This window comes from Pseudomonas sp. MF09150, assembly GCF_059862355.1.
In genome coordinates, this window is the sequence record NZ_JCBCUS010000007.1 from 405,017 (window position 1) to 429,819 (window position 24,803).

Below are 24,803 nucleotides of genomic sequence, written 5' to 3' on the forward strand. Positions count from 1 at the left end.
TCAGCAGGTACAGCGTGTTTGTACGATACAAACAGTCAATTGGACGGCTAACACTGTCAGTTGCGGGAAAACTCGGCAAAAGCATCGACGACTTGCTCGATTTGCGCCCGGCTGACATCCAGATGCGTGACCATGCGCAAGCGTGACGCCGCGCCCAGCCTGATCCCGCGCTCGCCGGCAAAGGCCTTGAGGGCTTCGGCACGGTCACCGACCTGGGCGTACACCATGTTGGTCTGCACCGGCTCGACGCTATAGCCGGCCTCGCGCAGGCCGTCGGCCAGCAGGCGGGCGTTGGCATGGTCGTCGGCCAGGCGCTGCACCTGGTGCTCCAGGGCATAGAGGCCGGCCGCCGCGAGAATCCCCGCCTGGCGCATGCCGCCTCCGACCATCTTGCGCAGGCGGCGCGCCTTGGCAATCAGTTGCTCCGAGCCGCACAGCACCGAACCCACCGGTGCGCCCAGACCTTTGGACAGGCACACCGACACCGAGTCGAAGTGCCGAGTGATCTCCCGTGCATCGACCCCCAGTTTGACCGCCGCGTTGTACACGCGGGCGCCGTCCAGGTGCAGGGCCAGGCCGTGTTCACGAGTGAAAGCCCGCGCCTGGGCCAGATAGGCCAGGGGTAGCACCTTGCCCTGCATGGTGTTTTCCAGGGCCAGCAGGCGGCTGCGGGCAAAGTGGAAGTCGTCGGGCTTGATCGCGGCTGCCACCTGGGCCAGGTCCAGCGAGCCGTCGTCCTGGAATTCCAGGGGCTGTGGCTGGATCGAGCCGAGCACCGCCGCACCGCCCCCTTCATATTTGTAGGTGTGGGCCTGCTGGCCGACGATGTATTCGTCGCCACGCTCGCAATGGGCCATCAGCCCCAGCAGGTTGCTCATGGTGCCGCTGGGTACGAACAGCGCGGCGGCAAAACCCAGGCGCTGCGCCAGATCGGCCTCAAGCTGGTTGACCGTCGGATCCTCGCCGTACACATCATCCCCGGTCCTGGCACCGGCCATCGCCTCGAGCATGCCTGCGCTGGGCTGGGTGACCGTGTCGCTGCGAAGATCGATAACACTCATGGGGCGGGCCTCATCAATAGGACGGGTAAGTCGATGCCGGCAGTAAAGTATGCGGCGAGCTGTTTTTCTACGGTCGACACCACGATTAATCAAGGGCCGCAGCCGAAAAACCCGCCTAACCCTGCAAAAAATCGATGCCTATCATCCAAAAGCAGCGATGCAGCAGCAAAAAATATGTGTTAAAAACTCACCGCCGCCGAATAATCCGGCGGCAAACGTTCTCAGGGCGGGGTGTAACTCCCCACCGGCGGTAATTGCGCGCAATGCGCATAGCCCGCGAGCGCTTGGCGACACTCACGGCTTTTACGGTGAGTGGCGGCAAGGTCAGCAGACCCGGTGTGATCCCGGGGCCGACGGTCATAGTCCGGATGAAGAGAGAACGGGATTGGCGCCAAAGGGCCGAACCGGAGCAGCCGTGTGAGTAATCACAGGTCTGCCTGACACGTACCCTTAAATCCCATTCGATTCATAACGCCCTGTTTTTCACACAAACAGGAGTCAGAACATGCAACCCACCGCAATCGATAGCAAAAGCAAAAGCCACTCGAACGAGCGCGTCGCGTTTATCCAGGCCTGCTGGCACAAGGAAATCGTCGATCAGAGCCGTAAGGGTTTCGTCGCCGAAATGCTGGCCCAGGGTTACCAGGAAAGCGACATCGACTTCTTTGAAGTCGGCGGCGCCTTTGAAATCCCCCTGCACGCCAAGCTGCTGGCCAAATCCGGGCGTTATGCCGGGATCGTCGCCGCAGGCCTGGTGGTGGATGGCGGGATCTACCGTCACGAGTTCGTCGCCCAGTCGGTGATCAGCGGCCTGATGCAAGTGCAGCTGGAAACCGAAGTGCCGGTATTCTCCGTGGTGCTGACCCCGCATCACTTCCATGCCGGCGAAGAGCACCAGAAGTTCTTCTTCGACCACTTCGTGCACAAAGGCCAGGAAGCGGCGAAGACTTGCGCCGATACCCTGCACAAGACCCGCGCCCTGCGCCGTCATGAGCAACGTGCAGTAGCGGTCTGAAACACCGCAGAGAGATAGTCCTGACACCCCACGGTGTCAGTTAAGGACAGCGCAGCCTGCGGCAGGCTGCGCTGGCCGTCGCTGAAACCGAGATGACGCAAGCAGACCCCAAACGCGCCCCGAGCCTGCAGTAGCTACAGGGTCAGGCCAGCTCGGCGTCTGTAGTGGGAACGATCAGAATCCCGGCGCGCAAGCCGTTCTTGACCTTAGGGTTGGGGAAGATGATCCGGGCACCGGGTTCTTCGACCACCCAACGGGTCTGGGCGATGTCCTCGGCCAGCAGATAACCCACTTCCAGTTCCGAAAAATTCTCGATGTCCGCCGGCAGGTGCAGGTGGAAAGCGTCGCTGTGCTTGATGATTTCCCGGGCCACGCTGAACAGCTGCAAACCGTCCAGGCTCTGCTCGGCCAACGGCGGCTCGCGACCTTCAATGATCTGCTTGAGGCGGGTTTCCAGGCGCTCGACGTTGACGCCCTGGTTCTGGCCGAAAGGCCGGGCCTTGCCCAGCTCCAGTGTGAAGGACTCGGCACCCAGCTTGTCGTAGGTGTAGGAGCTGAACACGATCGACGGCTTGTTCTGCAGCAGCACCGCTTGCATGCCAGCGGCACGCAAGCGGGCCAGTTCGGCGCGCGAGTGCTGGCGGCCTTCCTTCCACGGATAGAGGGCGAACTGCTCGATTTTCGAGCCGCGAATCGCGGTGTGCAGGTCGTAGTGCAGGCGACTGCGCTCGGGCAGGCTGAAAAAGCTCGCCGCCAGCCGCTCCAGTTCGCAGGCACGCAGGGCTTCGTTGCCGCTGCTTTGTTCATGACGGCCGTTGAACAGCCGATTGACGTCCTGCTCGATATAACGCTCGCCGCGGCGCATGGCCTCGGGGTTGCCGAACAGGAACAGAATACGTGCGCGAGGCTTGAGGTCACCCCGGGCGATGTCATGCAGCAACCGATCGAGCAACTCGATCGGCGCGGTCTCGTTACCGTGGATGCCGGCCGACAGCAGCAGATCCATGCCATTGTCGCGAGCTTCGGGCGGCCGCACTTCCAGCGCGCCCTCGCTCAACCAGCGCATCCGCACGCCTTCGACAGTCAGTTGAGTCTTCTCCGCCGGTTCGCGACCGGCGAGGGTCAGTTCAAGCAGTTTGCCGAGGGCGAGCATAGAACGAGTTCCTTAGTGAGCGTGGCCGCAATCCGGGCCGTGCACGTGATCGTCTTCGTCACCGGCGTCGGCCGGTTCCATTTCCAGTTGCAGGCTGACCAGGTTGGTAGCCAGCGGGCGCAGCAGCAGGTTGGCGTATTCGGCATCACCTTCTTCAACGTCCACGCCGATCAGCAATTGGCCACGGCCGTCCTGCTGGATCCACAACTCTTTGCCTTGCCACATCACCGCAACACGGGTGCAGGAGGTTTCCAGTTGAGTGCCGTCGGTGTCTTCAAGGATCAGCTGCAGGGTATCGCTCATTTATTACGCTCTCATCTGGAGATAAAGCGGCGCGCCCGACTCAACAGAGACGGGCGCGGGCTTTCAATTGATCTGGAATGGATAAACCGCGCCCAGTTTAAGGATTTGCGTCAGTTCATCCAGTGCCGTCCGGCACTCAAGCAGCAATTGCGGATCCGCCAGATCGCTTTCGGCCAGGCGGTCGCGGTAGTGCTTGCCGACCCATTGGGTCAAGGTGTCGTACAACGGCGCGGTCATGATAACCCCTGGATTGACCGCCGCCAGCTCAGTTTCGTTGAGCGCGACCCGCAGTCGCAGGCACGCCGGGCCGCCGCCGTTCTGCATGCTTTGCTTGAGGTCGAAGACCTTCACTTCACGAATCATCCCGGCCGAAGACATCAGGCCTTGCAGGTACTGCCAGACGCGTTCGTTGGCGCGGCATTCCTCGGGCACGATCAGCAGCATCGTGCCATCGGCACGGGACAGCAGCTGGCTGTTGAACAGGTAGGAGCGCACCGCGTCCTCCACCGTGACCTGGGAGCGCGGCACGCAGATCGACTGGAAGTTGCCGCCGAACTTGGCCAGCTTGCCCTGCAGCTCGGCGAGCATGGTGTCAGTGTCGAGGAAGGCATCTTCGTGGTGGAACAGCAGCTCGCCGTTCCCGACCGCGATCACGTCGTTGTGGAACACACCCTGGTCGATCACCGACGGATTCTGCTGGGCGTAGACCACGCCATCGTCGCTCAGGCCGTGCAGGCGAGCCACGGCTTGCGAGGCTTCCAGAGTCTGGCGTGCCGGGTATTTCTGCGGTGCCGGGTAGCGGGTGTCGAAGGCGCTGCGCCCGAACACAAAAAACTCGACCCCGGCCTGGCCGTACTCACGGCAGAAGCGCGTGTGGTTGGCCGCGCCTTCGTCGCCAAACTGCGCCACTGCCGGCAACGCCGCGTGGTGTGCGAAGTGCTTCTGGTCGGCGAACATTGCCCCCAGCACGCGGCTGGTGGTCGGGTGCTCGATGCTGCGGTGGTATTTGCAGTTGAGGTTGGCGGCGGTGAAATGCACGCGGCCATCGGCAGTGTCGGCGCTCGGGCTGACGGTGGCGGCGTTGGCCACCCACATGCTCGACGCCGAGCAACTGGCAACCAGCAGCGGCATGGCCTGCTTGGCGGCCTGCTGAATCACTTGCGCGTCGCTGCCGGCAAAACCCAGGCTGCGCAGGGCCGCTACATCCGGCCGCTCCTGCGGGGCCAGCACGCCTTGCTGAAAGCCCATTTCCATCAGCGCTTTCATTTTCGCCAGGCCTTGCAGCGCGGCTTCCTTGGGGTTGGAAGACTGCTGGCTGTTGCTCTGGGAGGCGACGTTGCCGTAGGAAAGACCACCGTAGTTATGGGTCGGCCCCACTAGACCGTCAAAATTGACTTCATAGGATTTCATCAGCGAGGCTCCACGAACATCGATATTTTTATAGGCGTTAAAAGCGGATCAACCTGTGGCCAGAGAGCGTGCTCCCCAGCCACAACAGCTCCCACACATTCAGGACAAGCGCACACCCGGGGTCAATGCGCTCGGCAGCACCAGGCTCGGGGTTTCCAGCGAGGCCACCGGGTACGCGCAGTAATCTGCCGCGTAGTAGGCGCTGGCCCGATGGTTGCCCGATGCGCCCACGCCACCGAAAGGTGCGCTGCTGGCGGCGCCGGTCAGCTGTTTGTTCCAGTTGACGATGCCGGCCCGGCTTTCCAGCCAGAACTGCTGGTAGCGCGCCTCGGAATCCGAGAGCAGGCCCGCAGCCAGGCCGTATTGGGTGTTGTTGGCTTCAGCAATCGCGCCGGCAAAATCCGCGTAGCGAATCACTTGCAGCAACGGCCCGAACAGCTCCTCGTCCGGTCGCTCGGCCACGGCCGTCACGTCGAGAATGCCCGGGGTCAGCAGTGCGGCCTGGGCCTGGGGCTGAGTCATGGCCAGCAGCGCCACCGCGCCATTGGCCAGCAGTTGTTCCTGGGCGTCGAGCAAGGCGCGGGCAGCCCCCAGGGAAATCACCGAGCCCATGAACGGCGCAGGCTGCTGGTCGAATGCACCGACCTCGATGGTCGCGCTGACGGCCACCAGGCGTTCCAGCAACTGGTCGCCCCAGGCACCCTGCGGCACCAGCAGGCGGCGGGCGCAGGTGCAGCGCTGGCCTGCGGAAATGAATGCAGACTGGATGATGGTGTACACCGCCGCGTCCAGGTCCGCGACCTGATCCACCACCAGCGGGTTGTTGCCGCCCATCTCCAGCGCCAGGATCTTGTCCGGGCGCCCGGCGAACTGCTGGTGCAGGTGATTGCCGGTACGGCTGGAGCCGGTGAAGAACAGCCCGTCGATACCCGGGTTGGCAGCCAGGGCGATGCCGGTTTCCCGCGCGCCCTGCAGCAGGTTCAACACACCGGCCGGCAAGCCGGCTTCGATCCAGCACTTGACCGTCAGCTCGGCGACTTTGGGCGTCAGCTCGCTGGGTTTGAACAGCACGCTGTTGCCCGCCAGCAAGGCCGGAACGATATGGCCATTGGGCAAGTGGCCCGGGAAGTTGTAAGGCCCGAACACCGCCACCACGCCGTGTGGCTTGTGGCGCAGCACGGCGGTGGCGTCGCCCAGGGGGCCGCTCTTCTCGCCGGTACGCTCACGGTAGCTCTGCACCGAGATGGCAATCTTGTTGACCATGCTGGTGACTTCGGTGGCCGACTCCCACAGCGGCTTGCCGGTCTCCTCGCCAATGCAGCGGGCCAGATCGTCGGCGTGGTTCTTCAGGCTGGCGGCAAAGGCTTCCAGTACTGCGATACGCTCGTCCAGTGAGCGCTTGGCCCAGGCCGGAAATGCCTGGCGCGCGGCCTGGACAGCGGATTCAACCTGTTCGGCGGTGGCGCCGTTGCCGGTCCACAGCACCTGCTGCGTTACCGGGTTCAGGGATTGAAAGGCTTCGCCCTGCCCTGCCAGCCACTCACCAGCGATGTATTGCGCATTCATTACTTGGACTCCCGGGAAGCAGACAACGGAACCGCGCGGACCTGGTCGCCGGCGTTGAGTTGCAGGCGTTTGGCGGTCAGGGGATCGACCACCAGGGTGCCGGCGGCAAAGCGCGCCGGAGCGGCCGTGATGCGGCAATCCTCGCGCTTGCGGTTGTGGATCAGGAACGGCGTGGCGTCATCGCCTGGAGTGCCGATCGCCAGCACCAGCGCCTGGCTGTCGCGCACCGCGCGGATCTTGCTGGTTTCGCATTCCACCGCCGGACCGGCGTCGAAGATGTCGACGTAGCCCTGATAGCTGAAGCCTTCACTCTTGAGCATGGCCAGGGCCGGCTCGGTGTCGGTGTGCACCTTGCCGATCACGCTGCGCGCGTCTTCGGACAGGAAGCAGGTGTAGAGCGGGAACTTGGGCATCAGTTCGGCGATAAACGCCTTGTTGCCCACCCCGGTCAGGTAGTCGGCCTGGCTGAATTCCATCTTGAAGAAGTGCCGGCCCAGGCTTTCCCAGAATGGCGAGCGCCCGGCGGGGTCGGACATGCCGCGCATTTCGGCAATGATCTTGTTGCCGAACAGTTGCGGGAACTCGGCGATAAACAGCATCCGCGCCTTGGCCAGCATGCGGCCGTTGAGGCCGGTGCGGTAATCGGCGTGCAGGAACAGCGAGCACAGCTCGGAGTTGCCGGTCAGGTCGTTGGCCAGGAACAGCGTCGGAATCTCGCGGTAGATATTGAGCTCCTGGGAGGCGCTGACCGTCAGGCCGACCCGGAAGTTGTACCAGGGCTCACGCAGGCCGACCGCACCGGCGATCGCAGAGATGCCCACCACCCGGCCGTTGTCGTCTTCGAGCACGAACAGGTAGTCGGCATCGCCGCGCTCGGCCTCGCCGCGAAAGGTTTTCTCGGCCCAGCCGACGCGGTGGGTCAGGCGCTCTTCGTTGGCCGGCAAAGTGGTCAGGCCGGTGCCGGTACTGCGCGCCAGGTCGATCAGCGCGGGTAAATCGCTGCTGCGTACGGGACGAACGATCATGCTATCTCCTCAAACGGGCCGCTAACGCCACCCGTGAAACTCGCTGCCTTCTGGGCAATTTTCTCTGGGCAAAAGCAGGCGTCAAACCGCTACCAGGCGCACGCTGGCACCTTCGCCGACACCCAGTGCTTCGGCCGCTTGCAAGTCCAGGGTCACCGGTTTGCCTGGGGCATAGTCGAGCTCCAGCAACACCGCGCGGTAATCCTGCAACTGGGCGTTGGCCACCAGATACTGGCGTCCGCCGCCCTTGCTCACCTCGCCGATTTTCACCGGCACCACGCGGCTCTGGGCGATCGAGCGAATTCCCGAAACCCGTCCGTGCAGGGTCGGGCCGCCGTCGAAGATGTCGATGTAATGATCGGTCTCGAAGCCTTCGCGCATCAGGATGTCGAACGTGATCTGCGCCCGCGGGTGCACCTGGCCCATCGCCTCTTGGGCGGCGTCCGGCAGCAGCGGCACGTAGATCGGGTAGTGCGGCATCAGTTCGGCGAGGAAGGTGCGGCTTTTCAGCCCGCACAGGCGCTCGGCGGCAGCGTAGTTGAGGTCGAAGAAGTTACGTCCGATGGCGTCCCAAAATGGCGAGTCGCCATGCTCGTCGCTGTAGCCGACGATCTCGGTCACCACTGAATCGGCAAAGCGCTCCGGGTGGCTGGCCACAAACAGCAGGCGGCCGCGGGAGTTGAGCTCCGACCACGACGAACCCACCAATTCCGGCACCACGTAGAAGCTGGTCAACAGGCTGTTGCCGGTCAGGTCATGGCACTGGGACAGGACGTGAATCTTGTTGTGAATCTTCAGCTCGCGAGAGGCGTGAACGAAGGTTTCATTGCGAAAGCTGTAGAACGGCTCGGAGTAGCCGGCCGAGGCGACGATGGCCGAGCAGCCCACCAGCTTGCCGCTGTCGGTGTCTTCAAGGACAAAGAAGTAGCTCTCTTCACCGTTGAAGCTGACTTCGGCAGCGAACGAGGCTTCGGAGGCAGCAATCTTGTCGCTCAGGCGTTCGACATCATCCGGCAAGGAAGTGACACCAATCGGGCTGTCCGCAGCCAGACGCTGTACCTCGCCCAGATCAGCCATTTGCGCGGGGCGCATCACCAGCATGGTGTCACTCCTTACTCGAAACAGGTCGGCAAACAGGCCGACTCAGGGAAAAAAATGCCGGGATAGCCCGGCACAGAAATGTGGCTCGACGCCTATCCGCGAGGATAAACGCCGAGGAGTACTGCGGCCTGAATCAGGCTTGGGTCAACGTGGCGACGGCGCGTTCGAAGCGGTCCAGGCCGGCGTCGATATCAGCGTCTTCAACCACCAGGCTCGGGGCGAAACGCACCACGTCCGGGCCGGCTTGCAGAATCATCAGGCCTTCTTTTTCAGCGGCGTTGAAGATGTCTTTGGCTTTGCCTTTCCAGGCATCGCTCAGCACGCAACCGAGCAGCAGGCCCAGGCCGCGCACCTGAGTGAACAGGCCGTATTTCTCGCCGATCTGCTCCAGGCGGGTCTTGAACTTGTCATGCTTGGCGTTGACACCGCTCAGCACTTCAGGAGTGTTGATCACGTCGATCACCGCTTCCGCGACAGCACACGCCAGCGGGTTGCCGCCGTAGGTGGTGCCGTGAGTACCGACCACCAGGTGCTTGGCCAGCGCTTCAGTGGTCAGCATGGCGGCGATCGGGAAACCACCGCCCAGGCTCTTGGCGCTGGTCAGGATGTCCGGCGTCACACCGTAGTGCTGGTAGGCGAACAGCTTGCCGCTGCGGCCCATACCGGTTTGCACTTCATCGAACACCAGCAGCGCGTTGTGCTCGTTGCACAGTTCGCGGGCACCTTGCAGGTAAGCCAGCTCGGCCGGCAGTACACCACCCTCGCCCTGGATCGGCTCCAGCACCACGGCGCAGGTCTTGTCCGAAACGGCGGCTTTCAACGCTGCCAGGTCGTTATAAGGAACGTGGGTGATGCCGGTGATTTTAGGACCGAAACCGTCGGAGTACTTCGACTGGCCACCGACGTTGACGGTGAACAGGGTACGGCCGTGGAAGCTGTTGAGCGCGGCGATGATTTCGTACTTCTCAGTGCCGAAACGATCGAAGGCTACGCGACGGGCCAGCTTGAAAGCGGCCTCGTTGGCTTCGGCGCCGGAGTTGCAGAAGAACACGCGCTCGGCGAACGTGGCGTCGATCAACTTGTGCGCCAGGCGCAGGGCCGGCTCGTTGGTGAAGACGTTGGACACGTGCCACAGCTTGTTGGCTTGTTCGGTCAGCGCACCGACCAGCGCCGGATGGGCGTGACCCAGGACGTTGACCGCGATGCCGCCGGCGAAGTCGATCAGCTCTCGACCTGACTGATCCCAGACTCGGGACCCGGCGCCACGCACTGGAATGAAAGCCGCAGGCGCATAGTTGGGAACCATGACCTGGTCGAAATCGGCGCGTTGCACCGGAGCTTGCTCAACGGACATCGGAGTCTCCTGAAGAGGAACGCCTGCCTGAAACTGGCGAGCGATGGGGGGATTGTAAGGACAGTTTTCAGCCCGGCCTTGCCGCCAAGCGACAACTTCTTATAGCGCCAAACCCGGATTTAGACGGGTTTACGGCAATGCGACAAATAGCGTCGCAAAGGCGCAGTTTAAACTGCCGACAGCCCTTAGCGGCAGCCCTGCCCGCAATTGCGTCGGCCAATGATCTGTCGTCGCTGCCATAGGCTTGAGCCACACTTGGGCGCTGGGCAGGGCAGGCGTCGTGTAATCCGTGGAGAAATGCGCCGGGTTTCAGAGCCAGCGCAGCCTGGCGGCAGCGGCACATGTTTGAGTTGTAGCCGCTGCCGTAGGCTGCGCTGGCTGAAGCAGACGCCGGGCAATCTTTGCTGAAATGCGTTGAACGCCAGGGCAACCAAACCCGCCGGATCGGATCAACCGCGCTCGGACGGCACCGATGACAACTCGAACGGGCTGCTGCTGCGCCGCTGATTGCGATCTTCGCGAGGGGTGGCGCCGAAGAAGTTGCGGTAGGCGCTGGAGAAATGCGGCCCCGAGGAGAAGCCGCAGGACAGGCCGATCTGAATGATCGACTTGCTGGTCTGCATCAACATCTGGCGCGCCTTGTTCAGGCGCAGCTCCAGGTAATACTGGCTGGGCACACGATTGAGGTACTGCTTGAAGATCCGCTCCAACTGCCGACGCGACACGCAAACGTGCTGGGCAATTTCATCGGTGGTCAGCGGCTCTTCGATGTTGGCTTCCATCAGCAGCACAGCCTGGGTCAGCTTCGGATGGCTGGAGCCCAGGCGGTTTTGCAACGGAATACGCTGGCGCTCGCCGCCTTCGCGAATCCGCTCCACCACCAACTCTTCCGACACCGCACCCGCCAGCTCGGCGCCGTGATCACGGGCCAGCACCGCCAGCAGCAGATCCAGCACCGACATACCACCACAGGCGGTCAGGCGATCGCGATCCCAGTCAAACAGATGACTGGTGGCAATCACCTTGGGGAAACGCTCGGCGAAATCATCCTGCCAACGCCAGTGCACCGCCGCCCTATAACCATCGAGCAAACCCAACTGCGCCAGCGGGTAGACCCCGGCCGACAAGCCACCGATCACACAACCGGCTCGCACCAGTTGCTTGAGCGCGCTGCTCAGGGCCGGCGCTATGGAGGCCGGCGGCTCATCGGCCAGCAAAAACAGCTTTTGGCAGCCTTCAAGCTTGCCCGCCCAAGGCTCACCCGGCAGTTGCCAGGCGCCTTCAGCCGGAGCCTCGGCCTGCAGGAACGAAAGCTCGTAGACAACATCCGGATGCACGCGCTGAGCAACACGCAAGGCCTCCTCAGCCAGCGCCAGCGTCAAGGCTTTAGTGCTGGGCCAAATCAGGAAACCAATTCGATGGGCAGTCATGGCGTGCGATCCGAAACGAAAACAGTGTTAAAAAACCGAGGGCGGCAGCACCAACATAGACCAGTCTGCGCGAGGCGCAGCATGCCCTAAAAAGGTGCACAACGGCAGCGCTAAATCAGCTGTTACTTCAAGCTGCCCGACAGGAACTGCTGCAACCGCTCGGACTGCGGATTGACCAGCACTTCACGCGGGTTGCCGCTCTCTTCCACCACCCCTTGGTGCAGGAACACCAACTGGTTCGACACTTCGCGAGCAAAGCCCATTTCGTGGGTGACCACGACCATGGTCCGACCTTCCTGGGCCAGGGCCTGCATGACTTTCAGCACATCGCCCACCAATTCCGGATCGAGCGCCGAGGTCGGTTCGTCAAACAGCATGACTTCCGGCTCCATGGCCAGGGCCCGGGCAATCGCCACCCGCTGCTGCTCACCACCGGACATATGGCCCGGGTAGGCGTCCTTGCGGTGCGCCACGCCGACCTTGGCCAGGTACAGCTCGGCCTTTTCCCGCGCCTCGGCCTTGGACATGCCGAGTACATGGACCGGCGCTTCCATGATGTTTTCCAACGCGGTCATGTGCGACCACAGGTTGAAATGCTGAAACACCATCGACAGCCGCGAGCGCATGCGCTGCAGTTGTTTCGGGTCGGCAGCCTTGAGCGCGCCGTCCTTATTCGCCACCAGCTTGAGCTCTTCGTTGTTCAGCAGGATCTTGCCCGCATGGGGCTGCTCAAGCAGGTTGATACAGCGCAAAAAGGTACTTTTGCCGGAGCCACTGGAGCCGATGATGCTGATGACATCGCCGGCGGCGGCTTTCAGGGACACGCCCTTGAGCACTTCGTGACTGCCATAGCGTTTATGCAGGTCTTGGACTTCAAGTTTGTACATGCTGTCGGTTCTCACAAAAAGCTGTCAGTCAGTCGTTGAGCAAGCGCCCGTGCCGCAGCGCTTCGCGCCCCGCCACCTTGGCCAGCCAGAAACCGGATTGGGCATAACGTAGCCGTTCCACGGCAAACAACACGCCGCTGGTGCCAGCACACAGGATGCTGACCCGATCGGATAAGGGGTCAATCACTTCAAAGATAGGCTCGCCCTTCTCCACCCAGCTGCCAACCGGGCGCAGAAAGCTCACCACGCCCGCATGGGGCGCAAACAATAGCTCGGTGCCTTCAAAGGGCATGGCTTCGCAGGCTTCCTGGGCGGCCTTGGGCCACTCGCCAGCGATCAAACCCTGCTCGGCCAGAAACGCCAGGATCCCTTCGGCATGAGCCTCGGCTTGCGGGCGGCCGGTGTCGGCCTGTCCACCCAGCTCGACGGTGGTCGCCAGGCACGCCAATGGAATCTGCGCTTCGGGAAACAACCGGGAAAGTTGCAGCCAGGGCAGCGAACAGGCCTCGTCAAACGAGTTGCCGCCCGACTCCTCGGCCAGCAGGCCGACCCGTACATTCAAGTGCGCAGCCAGGGAACGCCACTGCGGCCAGTGCTGCGGCAAAGCGTACATGTGCAGCACTGCCTCGGCATCGCAATGCAGGTCGAGGACCACGTCGGCACCGCAGGCATGGCTCAGCAACACCCGTTGCAAGCCTTGCAGCTGACTGGTCGGGGCCGGCAAGGCCGCCAGGGCGTCGCTCATGGCCTGGCGAATCAGGCGGATATTGGCGTGGGGATCATCCCCCAGGCGCCCTTCCAGCAACGCCGCAACCGGCGCACTCAGCTCAACGAAATCACGGTTGAAGTTCTTGCCGCTGCCGGCCTCGAAACGCCCCTGGTGATTGCCTTGCAGCAACTGCCCGAGGCCGATCGGATTGGCCACCGGCACCAGCTCGATCACGCCATTGAGCGCACCCTGGGCTTCCAGCTCGGTCAGGCGTTTTTTCAGCTCCCAGGCGGTGCGCATGCCGGGCAACTCATCGGCGTGCAGGCTGGCCTGGATATAGGCCTTGCGCTCGCCATGGCCAAAGCGAAACACCGAGACCTGGCGCTCGCAGCCCAAATGGCTCCAGGGCAATGAATGATCGATGCGTTCCATATCAGTGCTTCCGCGGCGCCAGGTAGCCCAGCCAGCGGCGCTCGGCCAACTTGAACAGGCGCACCAGGATGAAGGTCAGGCACAGGTAGAACACGCCAGCGGTGATGTAGGCTTCGAACGGCAGGTAGTACTGGGCGTTGACGGTCCGGGCGGCGCCGGTGATGTCGATCAGGGTCACGATGGAGGCCAGACTGGTGGTCTGCAGCATCATGATCACTTCGTTGCTGTACTGCGGCAGCGCCCGGCGCAGGGCCGACGGCAGCAGGATGCGGCGATACATCTTGTAGCGCGACATGCCCATGGCCTTGGCGGCTTCAATCTCGCCATTGGGCGTGGCCCGCAGGCTGCCGGCGATGATTTCAGCGGTGTAGGCGCTGGTGTTCACGGCAAAGGCCAGGCAGGCACAGAAGGTCGCACTCGACAGCCACGGCCAGAGAAAACTCTCACGCACTGCCTCGAACTGCGCCAGGCCGTAGTAGATCAGAAACAGCTGCACCAGCATCGGCGTGCCGCGGATCACGTAGGTGTAGAGCCAGGCGGTCATGTTGATGACCGGCTGCTTGGAGACCCGCATCAGCCCCAGGGGCAAGGCCGCCAGCAGGCCGAAAAACAGCGACAGGGCCAGGAGTTTCAAGGTGGTCAGCAGGCCGCCCAGGTACAGCGGCATCGCCTCCCAAATGACGTTGTAGTCGAAGATCATAGATCAGCCGCCCTTACGCCTACCGAGTAGCGCTTCTCAAGGTAACGCAGTGCCAGCAACGAGACGCTGGTGATCACCAGGTACATCGCCGCCACTGCAAGGAAGAAGGTGAAAGGCTCGCGAGTGGCGTCTGCCGCCTGCTTGGCCTTGAACATCATGTCTTGCAGGCCCACCACCGAAATCAGCGCAGTGGCCTTGGTCAGGACCAGCCAGTTATTGGTGAAGCCGGGAATCGCCAGGCGAATCATCTGCGGCACCAGTACCCGGAAGAACACCTGAAAACTGCTCATGCCGTAGGCCATGCCGGCTTCAGCCTGCCCCTTGGGGATGGCCATAAAGGCGCCGCGGAAGGTTTCCGACAGATAGGCACCGAAGATGAAACCCAGGGTGCCAATACCGGCTGCCAGCGGGTTGAGGTCGATGTAGTCGTCAAAACCCAGCAGCGGTGCGACGCGGTTGAGCAGGTCCTGGCCGCCGTAGAAAATCAGCAGGATCAGCACCAAGTCGGGAATCCCACGGATCACCGTCGAATACAGATCGCCCAGCCAGGCCAGCCAGCGCACCGGTGACAGGCGCAGCGCGACCCCGATCAGACCCAGAACAATGGCCAGGGCCATGGACGACAAGGCGAGCTGAAGCGTCAGCCAAGCGCCATCGAGGATGACAGCCCCGTAGCCTTTCAACATGATTCAGGTCCTCGAAAATTGGGATGAAAAAATGGCGCAAACTTCAGAGATTCTGCTGCTTGCGCCATCTCGGACTGACTGCTTCGACGTATTACTGGCCGTAAATATCGAAGTCGAAGTACTTGTCCTGGATTTGCTTGTACTTGCCGCTCGCACGAATGGCGGCGATGGCAGTGGTGATCTTGTCTTTGAGCGCATCACCCTTGCGCACTGCAATCCCTACGCCGTCGCCGAAGTATTTGACGTCGGTGAAGGCCGGACCCACGAAGGCGAAGCCCTTGCCGGAATCGGTTTTCAGGAAACCGTCGTTCAACAGGGTGGCGTCGGCCACGGTGCCATCGAGACGACCGGCGGCCACATCCAGGTAGATTTCGTTCTGCGAACCGTAAGGCTTGATCTCGGCACCCAGTGGCGCCAGCACTTCACGGGCAAAGCGTTCGTGGATCGAACCACGTTGCACGCCAATGTTCTTGCCTTTGAGCTCGGTCAGGCCATCGCTGATCTGAGTGCCAGCCTTCATGACCAGACGTGCCGGGGTGTTGTAGTACTTGCCGGTGAAGTCCACGGACTTCTTGCGATCATCAGTGATCGACATCGACGACAGGATGGCGTCGATCTTGCGAACCTTGAGGGCCGGGATCAGGCCGTCGAACTCTTGCTCGACCCATACACACTTGACCTTCATCTCTTCACAGAGGGCGTTGCCGATGTCGTAGTCGAAACCGACGATGCTGCCGTCCGGCGCCTTGGAGGCAAACGGAGGGTAAGCCGCTTCAATACCAATTTTCAGGGGCTTTTCATCAGCGAATGTCGGCAGGGAGAGCACGGACAGTGCCAGGGCGCCAAGAAGCACGAGTTTCTTCATCTTAGGACTCCATCGGTAAAGGGCGAAAACGGCAGAGTGAGCGACAGCCCAATATGCGAATGGGTGGAACCTGATTAGCGGCGCAGCGTCCTGGGCAGCCCGGCGAAAATCCAGCACAGGCGACGACGAGCGAGTGATCGGCATTCTAACGACAGGCCGGAAGCCGATATTTCTTCAATGCGACAACAAATTACACAAGCATCGAGAAAGCCGGTCAGGCGCATTGACAGCTCTTCAGGTTTATGCAAGAGCAAAAGAAATGGAACCGATACATGCTGCAAATTGCGGGCCTATTATTGGCAAAGCCTTCTATTCCGGCAAGCTCAGCGTAATGACTTATTTTTTACCTGGATAAAACCAGCCCGAAAATGGGGCCTGGCGTTTCCCATTGCCCCGCTATTGGGCGCGGGGTTACACCTTGGGCGATCCCGGTAACATTCAGATACGTCCGATGGACAAAACCGATATTTATCATCTCTGTAGCCGCTGCCCCAATGCCCGCAACCGCCCCATAGCCGCTGCCGCCAGGCTGCGCTGGCCGGACCCGGCACCTCAGCCCCTCAGGGCCAGTCGACGTCTTTACAAGCACCGACGCCAAGCAAAAAAAGCCCCGCCAGGCGCAAGGCCGGGCGGGGCTCGATGACAGGCAGCGCGTGTTACGCGACGTTCATCGTCTTGTGGGTTTCGATCAGATGCTGCACCACTCCCGGGTCAGCCAGGGTCGAGATATCCCCCAGGCCGTCGTACTCGGCAGTTGCGATTTTGCGCAGGATACGCCGCATGATCTTCCCGGAGCGGGTCTTCGGCAGGCCTGGCGCCCACTGAATCACGTCCGGCGAGGCAATCGGACCGATCTCCTTGCGCACCCAGTTCTTCAGCTCAAGGCGCAGCGCTTCGCTCGGCTCTTCGCCACCATTGAGGGTGACGTAGACATAAATGCCCTGACCCTTGATGTCGTGTGGCACCCCGACCACCGCCGCTTCCGCGACTTTAGGGTGGGCGACCATGGCGCTCTCGATCTCGGCGGTGCCCATGCGGTGCCCGGAAACGTTGAGTACGTCGTCCACACGCCCGGTGATCCACCAGTAACCATCCTCGTCACGACGTGCACCGTCACCAGTGAAGTACATGCCACGGAAGGTCTTGAAGTAAGTATCGACGAACCGGTCGTGGTCGCCATAGAGCGTGCGCGCCTGGCCTGGCCACGAATCGAGAATCACCAGGTTGCCTTCGGCAGCGCCCTCGATGATGTTGCCCAGGTTGTCGACCAGGGCCGGCACCACACCAAAGAACGGCCGCGCGGCAGAACCCGGCTTCAGCGCATGGGCGCCCGGCAACGGGCTCATCAGGGTCGCGCCGGTTTCGGTCTGCCACCAGGTATCGACGATCGGGCAACGGGATTGACCGACGTTCTTGTAGTACCAGTCCCAGGCTTCCGGGTTGATCGGCTCGCCCACCGAACCCAGCAGACGCAGGCTGCTGCCATCGGCGCCCTCACAGGCGGCGGTGCCGGAGGCCATCATGGCGCGGATCGCAGTCGGCGCGGTGTAGAGGATGTTGACCTTGTGCTTGTCGACGATCTTCGCCACCCGAGTGATGTCCGGGTAGTTCGGCACACCTTCGAACAACAGGGTGGTCGCGCCATTGGCCAGCGGGCCGTAGACAATATAAGTGTGGCCGGTGACCCAGCCGACGTCGGCGGTGCACCAGTAGATTTCCCCCGGCCGGTAGTCGAATACGCGCTCGTGAGTCAGGGCCGCATACAACAGGTAGCCGCCGGTGGTGTGCTGCACGCCCTTGGGCTTGCCGGTGGAGCCGGAGGTATAAAGGATGAACAGGGCTTCTTCAGCGCCCATTTCCTTGGGTGCGCAGACGGTGCCGGCAACCTTCATCAGGTCTTCGTACCAGATGTCGCGATGCTGGTTCCACTTAATGCTGCCACCGGTGCGCTTGCACACGATGACCTTCTGGATGCTGCTGGTTTCCGGGTTGGTCAGGGCGTCGTCGACATTGGCCTTGAGCGGGATCTTCTTGCCGGCGCGAATGCCTTCGTCGGCGGTGATCACCACTTTCGAGCGGCAGTCGATGATGCGACCGGCCAGGGCTTCAGGCGAGAAGCCGCCGAATACCACCGAGTGGATGGCGCCGATGCGGGTACAGGCCAACATCGCGACCACGGCTTCGGGGATCATCGGCATATAGATAGTCACCACGTCGCCGCGGTGTACGTCCTGGCCACGCAGGGCGTTGGCGAATTTGCAGACTTCTTCGTGCAGCTCGCGATAGGTGATGTTGCGGCTTTCGGCAGGGTCATCGCCCTCCCAGATGATCGCGATCTGATCGCCGCGCTCAGCCAGGTGCCGGTCCAGGCAGTTGTAGGAAACGTTGAGGGTGCCGTCGGCAAACCACTTGATGTCGACATGGTGATCGTCGAAGGAGGTCTGCTTCACCGTGGTGAAAGGCTTGATCCAGTCGAGGCGCTTGGCCTGCTCGCGCCAGAAGCCGTCGGGGTTGACGACCGACTGCTGGTACATGGCCTTGTAGGTCGCCTCGTCAGTCAGCGTATTGGCCGCAACCTCGGGACGAACGGGATACAGAGAAGCCGCACTCATCTTTCTTACCTCGGTGACATAGTTGTTGTTGTATGCCCCTGTTTTAGCCGGGGCGGGCCTATAGAACCATTCGACGATGGTAGTAACAAGCCCCTACAAAACGTCCTATTTACCTCATCAGCCGCTCTAGCACGCAGGCTGTAGCCAATTCCGGGTGATATTGAAAAGACCCCGAATGTGGGCCAACGGCCCGAAAATCCGGGGATTGTTACAAAATCCGTCAATAGTGTTTATCAAAAGCACGGCTATATGCCGGCCGCCCAGACGCCTAAAATCGATCTCGCCAACAAGGCAAAGTGATTAACCAAGTTGCAGCCCCCACGAAGGCAGTTAATCCAAAACACTTACTCAAGTTCCACACGCAACCCCAAAAAGGTTGCGTGACCCCACACGACCTTAGAAAGGTAAATTTGAAATGAAAGCTTTATTAGTTCTGGCCCTCAGCAGTCTTTGCGTCACTGCGATGGCTGACGAGATCCCGACTGATGTTGCCAGCCAGCAAACACCGGTAGAGGAATACTCTTACTCATCCGACCTGGACATCGCCAAAGTTATCTCCATGAGCGAAGTTCCCAGTGTGTGTGAAGTTGTACCGGCGCGAATGGAGTACGAAGACTCCAACGGCCAAAGACATATTCTGCAATATCGCGTCATGGGCAGCGGCTGCTCTAACGGCTGAGAGCCAAGTTAGTTTCAAAAGACTTTATAACTGCCGGCCGCAAGAAATCACTCTTGCGGCAAAGATGCCCGCCACACACCGGCTCACGGGACTGTTGCAGAGCATCGCCTAATCGAGACGCGAACACGGCACTCGCACTCGACCGATTCCCTGAAATTTCGTTTAGCGCCTTGCAGCCCTGGCCGGCCATGCGTGGAGAAGCCATCACAAACAAATCGATATAATCGATTATTAAACGGCATTTTTTGCGCTTTTTAATCAATTTAATCCGATTAGTATGAGCTTCACACCCACCGCACAAAACGAACAACACCCGGAGCTACCGACATGAAAACCAAACTGATCCTCGCCCTGACCCTCTCTGTACTGGCCGCCAACACATTTGCCGCTGACGGCTATGACCGTACCGGCTCGGCCATTGCCGCCGATGGTTATGACCGCACAGGTTCCGCCACCTTTGTTGAGGACGGTTATGACCGCACTGGTTCGGCCACCTTTGCCGAAGACGGTTATGACCGCACCGGCTCCGCCACCTTTGCCGAGGACGGTTATGACCGCACCGGCTCGGCCACTGTTGCCGAAGATGGCTACGACCGTACTGGCTCCGCCACCTTCGCCGCTGACGGCTACGATCGCACCGGTTCGGCCAACCTTGGCTGATCCCGGCAGGCGACTTCACAGCCCGACTCCGGTCGGGCTTAGTAGTGTTTGAAGCCGACCAAAACCACCTCAAACCACTACATCTAGTAAAAAACCCAATTTTCCGGCCTTTTTCGGCCTCTATTTTCACCGTCAAAAAAAAATCTTCAGCCCCCCTTCCACGGCCAAAGCCCTGTAAACCCTCGCTTCGCCCTCAGTGCCTTCCCTTTGTGAGCCAACCTGCGCTACTTGGTCGCCCCACAGGCCTGAAAAAATCCCTATAATGCGTCCTCAAAACGGGGCCGCAACATTCCCTTACCGGATTGCAGTCACCGGCTGGACCCGCGCACGAGCCGACAACCTCAGCTCCACCCGACGGCCGTTCCAGACCTCCGTACACATATTCCGTTATTGCCTGCGTTCAGCTGCTGCAACAAACGACTTTCTATAGATCAAATGCGGCCAAGTGAGGCCGTGTGAAAAGCCAACCCTTTTGTTTTCACACGGGCATCTGGCCCTCATGCAGGAGACGACACGTCATGCTGAGCTGGGACGAATTCGACAAAGAAGAAGGCGAAGTTGCCGCTAAAGGCGCCAACGCCGGCCACGCTTCTGAAGCCAACATGGACCGCCTCGACAGCGCCGGCGGTGCCGCTGCTCTCGAAGCTCGCGCAGTAACCGCCAACGACTCCGCCGCGATCATTCGCGCCAAGGCCGCCCTCGACAAGCTCGACGTCGCCGAAGGCCTGGCCGAGCTCGAAGGGGCTTCTGCCCGTGTGGCCGTCGACGAAAAGCGCATGATCAACTGCCGCGCCGACCTCAACCAGCTGGTGCCATTCAAATATGACTGGGCCTGGCAGAAGTACCTGGATGGCTGCGCAAACCACTGGATGCCGCAAGAAGTCAACATGACCGCCGACATCGCCCTCTGGAAAGACCCGGAAGGCCTGACCGACGACGAACGCCGCATCGTGATGCGCAACCTGGGCTTCTTCTCCACCGCCGACTCCCTGGTTGCCAACAACCTGGTCCTGGCGGTGTACCGCCTGATCACCAACCCGGAATGCCGCCAGTACATCCTGCGCCAGGCGTTCGAAGAGGCGATCCACACCCACGCCTACCAGTACTGCATCGAATCGCTGGCCATGGACGAAGGCGAAATCTTCAACATGTACCACGAGATCCCATCGGTCGCTAAAAAAGCCGCCTGGGGCCTCAAGTACACCCGTTCGATCTCCGATCCGAAGTTCGAAACCGGCACCGTCGACACCGACAAAGAGCTGCTGCGCAACCTGATCGCCTACTACTGCGTTCTGGAAGGCATCTTCTTCTACTGCGGCTTCACCCAGATCCTGTCCATGGGCCGTCGCAACAAAATGACCGGCGTCGCCGAGCAGTTCCAGTACATCCTGCGCGACGAATCCATGCACCTGAACTTCGGCATCGACGTGATCAACCAGATCAAAATCGAAAACCCGCACCTGTGGGACGCCGAGATGAAGGAAGAAGCCTCGCAAATGATCCTGCAAGGCACCCAGCTGGAAATCGAATACGCTCGCGACACCATGCCGCGCGGCGTACTGGGCATGAACGCAGCGATGATGGAGGACTACCTCAAGTTCATCGCCAACCGTCGCCTGTCGCAGATCGGCCTCAAAGAAGAATACCCAGGCACCACCAACCCGTTCCCATGGATGAGCGAAATCATGGACTTGAAGAAAGAGAAAAACTTCTTCGAGACTCGGGTTATCGAGTATCAGACCGGTGGGGCGTTGAGCTGGGATTGATTCCACAAGCTCGCCTGAGTTTTCCGATCATCATTTGAATCGGTAAACACCAAAAAGCCCTGACCTGGTCAGGGCTTTTTTATGGGCGGTCGGGTCGGTCGCTGGGCGATTACAGCCCGAAGCCTTAAGCACCTCAGCCCTTCAACACCCCAGCATCATTCGGGCATGTCGGCTCAGGCGTGGTCTCGAACAACTCCTTGGCCCAGCGCTCGGCGGCGGTGTACCAGGCGACGCTGGTGTTGGCGATCTCCTGTTGTGCCTGTTCCGAGCCATTGACAGCGGCTTTGTGCAGCCAGAGTTTTCGCTGTTTCTGATCCAGGGGGATATCCCCTTGCCCAAAGCCGTAGGCGTAGCTCAGCGCGTACTGCGCGGGGGCATAGTTTTGTTGGGCGGACTGGCACAGCCAATACCCGGCTTTGCGATCGTCGCTGCTGTAACGCGCGTCCCATTCATCGAGTTGCCCATCGGCCGAGGCGAAGGCGTCCTCGACGCCTCGGTCAGCGCTCCAATACAGCTTGCTTAAGGCGAACTGGGCTTCGGCATTGCCTTTTTGGGCTGCCTGTTCGTAGAAGTACATGGCGGTTTTCACGTCCTGCTTGACGCCGGTTCCCTGCAAATGGCTGGCGGCGAGTTCCATGAGCGCCAGGTCCAGGCCGTGTTTGGTCGCAAGCGTCAGGTACTTGATCATTTTCTTCTGGTCGGGCTCGCCGAGCAGGCCGTCGCGGTAAATGATCGCGATCTCGAAGGCCGCGCGGTCGTTGCCCAGCTCCGCAGCCCTGCCGTACCAGCGTATGGCACCGGGATAATTCTGTTGGGTGTAATAGGTGTAACCCAGGTTAAAGGCTGCGGCGACATCGCCTTCGTCGGCCTTTTTGATCAGCGCCATCTCCTGCTCATAGCCCTCGGCAGCCTCGACGGTGAAAGGCAGTGCATCGTCGGCTTGAGCCGCATGCGCGGTCAGGGAAGTAAAGCCGAGCATCACATAGAGCAACCAGCGTGGGCAGCGCGTCATAAGCAACGTCCTTGTAAAGGTGGGTACAACGGCGGATGCGTGATGATCCGGGGTGGACAGAGCCTACTCGCCCTGCTTGTTCGCCAGCAAGGCAGCCGATCCGGTTGATCGGGCACGGCATGCAAAGAATGCGTGCAGCCAACCGGTGCTACCGCTATAAAAGGCCCTCTTCGCTCAAGGATCCGGCCCCATGAAATTCGACCTCGCCTACTGCATCAGCCTCGACGACAAGTTGTCGATCTATGACGTGCGCGATCTGAATTTCGACGAGACTCTGGCCTTCGACTCGGCGAAAGAGCAGTTCCAGTGCCCCAACGATGCCTGCCGCAGTGCGTTCGAGGCCGGCAACGGCTTGGGTACCTTCAACGCAAAGAACATCAATTACATCCGCACCCCGCACTTCAAGAACCTGCCGGGCACCCTGCATATAGAGGGCTGCCCTTATGGCAGCAGGACGCTGGCTGGCGAACTGGACAGCAGCGAGAACGAGGACGCGCGTGAAGAGCACTTCCCGTCCGAGCTGTTGCTGGCCCGCCGCGAATACCAGCGCAAGCCTGCCGCCAGGACCGACGCAGTCCACGCCCCTCAGGACATTCCCGCGCCCGCCTCCCGCAGCGATACGCCCTACACCGCTCGAGACACTGCGCCGGATAAAACCAGCGTCTTCGCCCATCCGGTGGAATGCTTTGTGTCGAATATCGACGACAAGGAGTTGCTCAAGCGCATGCCGCTGAAGATCGGCGAGCACAGCGCGTCCTATGCCACGTTTTTCAAGAAGATCGAGTACCTGCAAGACAACAGGGGCTTGATCTACTGGGGCAGGATCAAGGAGATCAAGGACTACAACCTGAGCTTTCGCATCGATTTCGAGCAAAAGGTCTGGCTCAAGAAAGACCCCGACGCCAAGAAAAAGCCCTATTCGGTCAATGTTTACCTGAGCAAGAAACTGATCGACAACTACCGCAAGCGCAACGCTTTCCTCGAGGAGATCAAGCACGCCATCGACAGCAAGCGGGAGTTGTATTGCTTCTTTTACGGGGTGACGCCGGAGCTGAAGCAGGTGCCGAGCAAAAAGAGCCCCGATCAGACGTTCGAGGTGTTCAGCGCCAATATCGAGAGCCTTGAGCACTTCATCATTCGTGAAGCGCCGGGGCTCAAGGCGCAGTCAGCCACAGGCTCTTAGTCAGGCAGGTGCAACGGGACCCCGCCCGGGGTCTTTTTGACGATGGAGTACGGCAGGTAACTCCAGCTCGGCCAACGGCAGGCCGAGGCCGCCTGGACGAAGTCAGGGTTGAAATACAGGCCCTTGGCGGTGAAGTACCAGTTGGCAAATTTCCAGCGCTGCTCATTGTCGTAGTCGCAGCCGCCCTGCTCGCCGGCGCCTTTCATCTGTCGCGGGTACAGCTCCTGGAAGTAACCCACCAGCCAGCGACCGAAGAGGGTGTTGCGATAGTCGTAGTAGGCGTCAGTGATTTCGGCCGGGTAATGGTCGCGCCCTGGCATGAATTCCTCGTAGTGAATCGGCTCGCCCTCGGCGATCCACATCACGTCCTCCAGGGTCAGGGGTCGGCCCGTGCTGGCATCCAGGTTGATCGGAAACTGATCCTGATTGGGGCTGGCGCCGCCACACATGAACTCATGGCTGACACTGACGCTGATCACCGAGGACGTCAGCAGCATCGGCTTGGCCGTCTGCTCGAAAGAACCCTCGTCACCGCCGGCCAGCAGACAGCCGTGATAGGCCACCACCGCCTGCCACAAGCTGCTCGACAGCTGCAGGTTGATGGCCTTGAGCGCCGGCTGCGGGTAACCGGCAACCACTTCAAACAGGGTCGCGCCGGATTCGGGCTCGCTCCACCATTGCAGGCTGTAGCCCATGAAGTTCTGCTTTTTACCGGGCTTGAGCTTGAGCTCCAGCAAACGCAGGTAATCATAGGGCGCCATGTCGTGCATCAAGGCCAGGTACGGAATCGGTTCGGCCGGCAGTGGCGGGATCCGCGCCGGGCTTAATTCGATCTTGAGGCTCTTGCCATCGGCGCCTTTCCATTCGCCTTGCCAGCCCTTGGCCGAAGGTTCCAGGCGCAAACCGGGGTGGGCGCTGCTGCTGCCCCAGCGACTTTCCTCCAGCACCAAGGCGTCGCCCTCGCGCTTGCCTTCAAGGCGCAGGTCCTTGTGGTACTTGCGGTAGAAGTAGCGCCCCTGAACATCCCCCGCCATGTCCTCGAACAGCTCGACGACAATCGGTGCCTGGCCGAGGGTGCCGGTGAATACCTGCTTGCCCTCGCTGGCCCAGACCGGGGCCGTCAGCAACATCGAGTAGAGCGTGAAGCGGCAGGTCCGCAGCAGCAGTCCTTTGAACATTGAACGGTCCTTGAAA

22 protein-coding genes and 1 riboswitch are annotated in these 24,803 nt (G+C 61.0%); of the genes, 5 read left to right on the forward strand and 17 right to left on the reverse strand.

Going from position 1 to position 24,803, the window contains the following annotated elements; genetic code table 11:
• Positions 1-56 precede the first annotated feature (56 nt).
• The gene (gene ltaE, locus AC19YX_RS25590; RefSeq protein WP_078470850.1) at positions 57-1,061 is read right to left on the reverse strand and encodes a low-specificity L-threonine aldolase; all 1,005 of its coding nucleotides are present in this window, start codon (positions 1,059-1,061) and stop codon (positions 57-59) included.
• Between the two features lie 213 nt (positions 1,062-1,274).
• A riboswitch (FMN riboswitch) is annotated at positions 1,275-1,446 on the forward strand.
• A 120-nt stretch (positions 1,447-1,566) separates the two neighbouring features.
• Here ltaE and AC19YX_RS25595 point away from each other — a divergent pair.
• Positions 1,567-2,076, forward strand: coding sequence for a 6,7-dimethyl-8-ribityllumazine synthase (locus AC19YX_RS25595; protein ID WP_078470851.1), 510 nt, complete (start codon positions 1,567-1,569; stop codon positions 2,074-2,076).
• Positions 2,077-2,218: 142 nt separating this feature from the next.
• Here the strand turns inward: AC19YX_RS25595 and astE are convergent, their stop codons facing one another.
• From astE to acs, 14 genes are all read right to left on the reverse strand, one after another.
• Positions 2,219-3,229, reverse strand: a complete 1,011-nt coding sequence (gene astE, locus AC19YX_RS25600) for a succinylglutamate desuccinylase (protein WP_078470852.1) — start codon at positions 3,227-3,229, stop codon at positions 2,219-2,221.
• Between the two features lie 12 nt (positions 3,230-3,241).
• Positions 3,242-3,532, reverse strand: coding sequence for a hypothetical protein (locus tag AC19YX_RS25605; protein ID WP_020295677.1), 291 nt, complete (start codon positions 3,530-3,532; stop codon positions 3,242-3,244).
• Between the two features lie 63 nt (positions 3,533-3,595).
• A complete protein-coding gene (gene astB / locus AC19YX_RS25610) occupies positions 3,596-4,942 on the reverse strand; it encodes an N-succinylarginine dihydrolase (protein ID WP_500607294.1) in 1,347 nt (448 codons plus the stop codon).
• A gap of 99 nt (positions 4,943-5,041) precedes the next feature.
• A complete protein-coding gene (gene astD, locus AC19YX_RS25615) occupies positions 5,042-6,508 on the reverse strand; it encodes a succinylglutamate-semialdehyde dehydrogenase (RefSeq protein WP_500607295.1) in 1,467 nt (488 codons plus the stop codon).
• The gene (gene astA, locus AC19YX_RS25620; RefSeq protein WP_020295680.1) at positions 6,508-7,533 is read right to left on the reverse strand and encodes an arginine N-succinyltransferase; all 1,026 of its coding nucleotides are present in this window, start codon (positions 7,531-7,533) and stop codon (positions 6,508-6,510) included. Before astA ends, astD begins: the two co-directional genes overlap by 1 nt.
• An 81-nt stretch (positions 7,534-7,614) precedes the next feature.
• Positions 7,615-8,634: an arginine/ornithine succinyltransferase subunit alpha gene (gene aruF / locus AC19YX_RS25625; RefSeq protein WP_500607296.1), complete on the reverse strand. Its 1,020-nt coding sequence runs from the start codon at positions 8,632-8,634 to the stop codon at positions 7,615-7,617.
• Between the two features lie 133 nt (positions 8,635-8,767).
• On the reverse strand, positions 8,768-9,988 hold the full coding sequence (locus AC19YX_RS25630) for an aspartate aminotransferase family protein (protein ID WP_078470856.1): 1,221 nt from the start codon (positions 9,986-9,988) through the stop codon (positions 8,768-8,770).
• Positions 9,989-10,437: 449 nt separating this feature from the next.
• Positions 10,438-11,418 carry a transcriptional regulator ArgR gene (gene argR, locus AC19YX_RS25635; RefSeq protein ID WP_078470857.1) on the reverse strand — a complete coding sequence of 327 codons (981 nt, stop codon included), beginning with the start codon at positions 11,416-11,418 and terminating at the stop codon, positions 10,438-10,440.
• Between the two features lie 122 nt (positions 11,419-11,540).
• Positions 11,541-12,305 carry an ABC transporter ATP-binding protein gene (locus AC19YX_RS25640; protein WP_020295684.1) on the reverse strand — a complete coding sequence of 255 codons (765 nt, stop codon included), beginning with the start codon at positions 12,303-12,305 and terminating at the stop codon, positions 11,541-11,543.
• Positions 12,306-12,333: 28 nt separating this feature from the next.
• A complete protein-coding gene (locus tag AC19YX_RS25645) occupies positions 12,334-13,446 on the reverse strand; it encodes a succinylglutamate desuccinylase/aspartoacylase family protein (protein ID WP_500607297.1) in 1,113 nt (370 codons plus the stop codon).
• A 1-nt stretch (position 13,447) separates the two neighbouring features.
• Positions 13,448-14,146 carry an ABC transporter permease gene (locus AC19YX_RS25650; RefSeq protein WP_078470859.1) on the reverse strand — a complete coding sequence of 233 codons (699 nt, stop codon included), beginning with the start codon at positions 14,144-14,146 and terminating at the stop codon, positions 13,448-13,450.
• On the reverse strand, positions 14,143-14,832 hold the full coding sequence (locus AC19YX_RS25655) for an ABC transporter permease (protein WP_020295687.1): 690 nt from the start codon (positions 14,830-14,832) through the stop codon (positions 14,143-14,145). The genes AC19YX_RS25650 and AC19YX_RS25655 overlap by 4 nt, the downstream gene beginning before the upstream one ends.
• Positions 14,833-14,923: 91 nt before the next feature.
• Positions 14,924-15,697 carry an ABC transporter substrate-binding protein gene (locus AC19YX_RS25660; protein WP_078470860.1) on the reverse strand — a complete coding sequence of 258 codons (774 nt, stop codon included), beginning with the start codon at positions 15,695-15,697 and terminating at the stop codon, positions 14,924-14,926.
• A gap of 656 nt (positions 15,698-16,353) precedes the next feature.
• A complete protein-coding gene (gene acs / locus AC19YX_RS25665) occupies positions 16,354-18,309 on the reverse strand; it encodes an acetate--CoA ligase (RefSeq protein ID WP_020295689.1) in 1,956 nt (651 codons plus the stop codon).
• 415 nt (positions 18,310-18,724) lie between these two features.
• Here acs and AC19YX_RS25670 point away from each other — a divergent pair, with 415 nt between their 5' ends.
• From AC19YX_RS25670 to AC19YX_RS25680, 3 genes are all read left to right on the forward strand, one after another.
• Positions 18,725-18,988: a DUF2790 domain-containing protein gene (locus tag AC19YX_RS25670; RefSeq protein WP_020295690.1), complete on the forward strand. Its 264-nt coding sequence runs from the start codon at positions 18,725-18,727 to the stop codon at positions 18,986-18,988.
• A gap of 327 nt (positions 18,989-19,315) precedes the next feature.
• Positions 19,316-19,648 (forward strand): hypothetical protein, encoded by a 333-nt coding sequence (locus tag AC19YX_RS25675; RefSeq protein ID WP_078470861.1) that lies wholly within the window; start codon positions 19,316-19,318, stop codon positions 19,646-19,648.
• A gap of 518 nt (positions 19,649-20,166) precedes the next feature.
• On the forward strand, positions 20,167-21,414 hold the full coding sequence (locus AC19YX_RS25680) for a ribonucleotide-diphosphate reductase subunit beta (RefSeq protein ID WP_020295692.1): 1,248 nt from the start codon (positions 20,167-20,169) through the stop codon (positions 21,412-21,414).
• Between the two features lie 133 nt (positions 21,415-21,547).
• Here AC19YX_RS25680 and AC19YX_RS25685 read toward each other — a convergent pair whose 3' ends face one another.
• Entirely contained in the window at positions 21,548-22,393 is an 846-nt protein-coding gene (locus AC19YX_RS25685; RefSeq protein ID WP_500607298.1) for a tetratricopeptide repeat protein, read from the reverse strand.
• Between the two features lie 223 nt (positions 22,394-22,616).
• Between AC19YX_RS25685 and AC19YX_RS25690 the strand changes: the two genes are divergently transcribed.
• A complete protein-coding gene (locus tag AC19YX_RS25690; protein WP_421548542.1) occupies positions 22,617-23,609 on the forward strand; it encodes a hypothetical protein in 993 nt (330 codons plus the stop codon).
• Here AC19YX_RS25690 and AC19YX_RS25695 read toward each other — a convergent pair.
• Positions 23,606-24,787, reverse strand: a complete 1,182-nt coding sequence (locus AC19YX_RS25695; RefSeq protein ID WP_500607299.1) for a hypothetical protein — start codon at positions 24,785-24,787, stop codon at positions 23,606-23,608. The genes AC19YX_RS25690 and AC19YX_RS25695 overlap by 4 nt on opposite strands.
• Positions 24,788-24,803 lie beyond the last annotated feature (16 nt).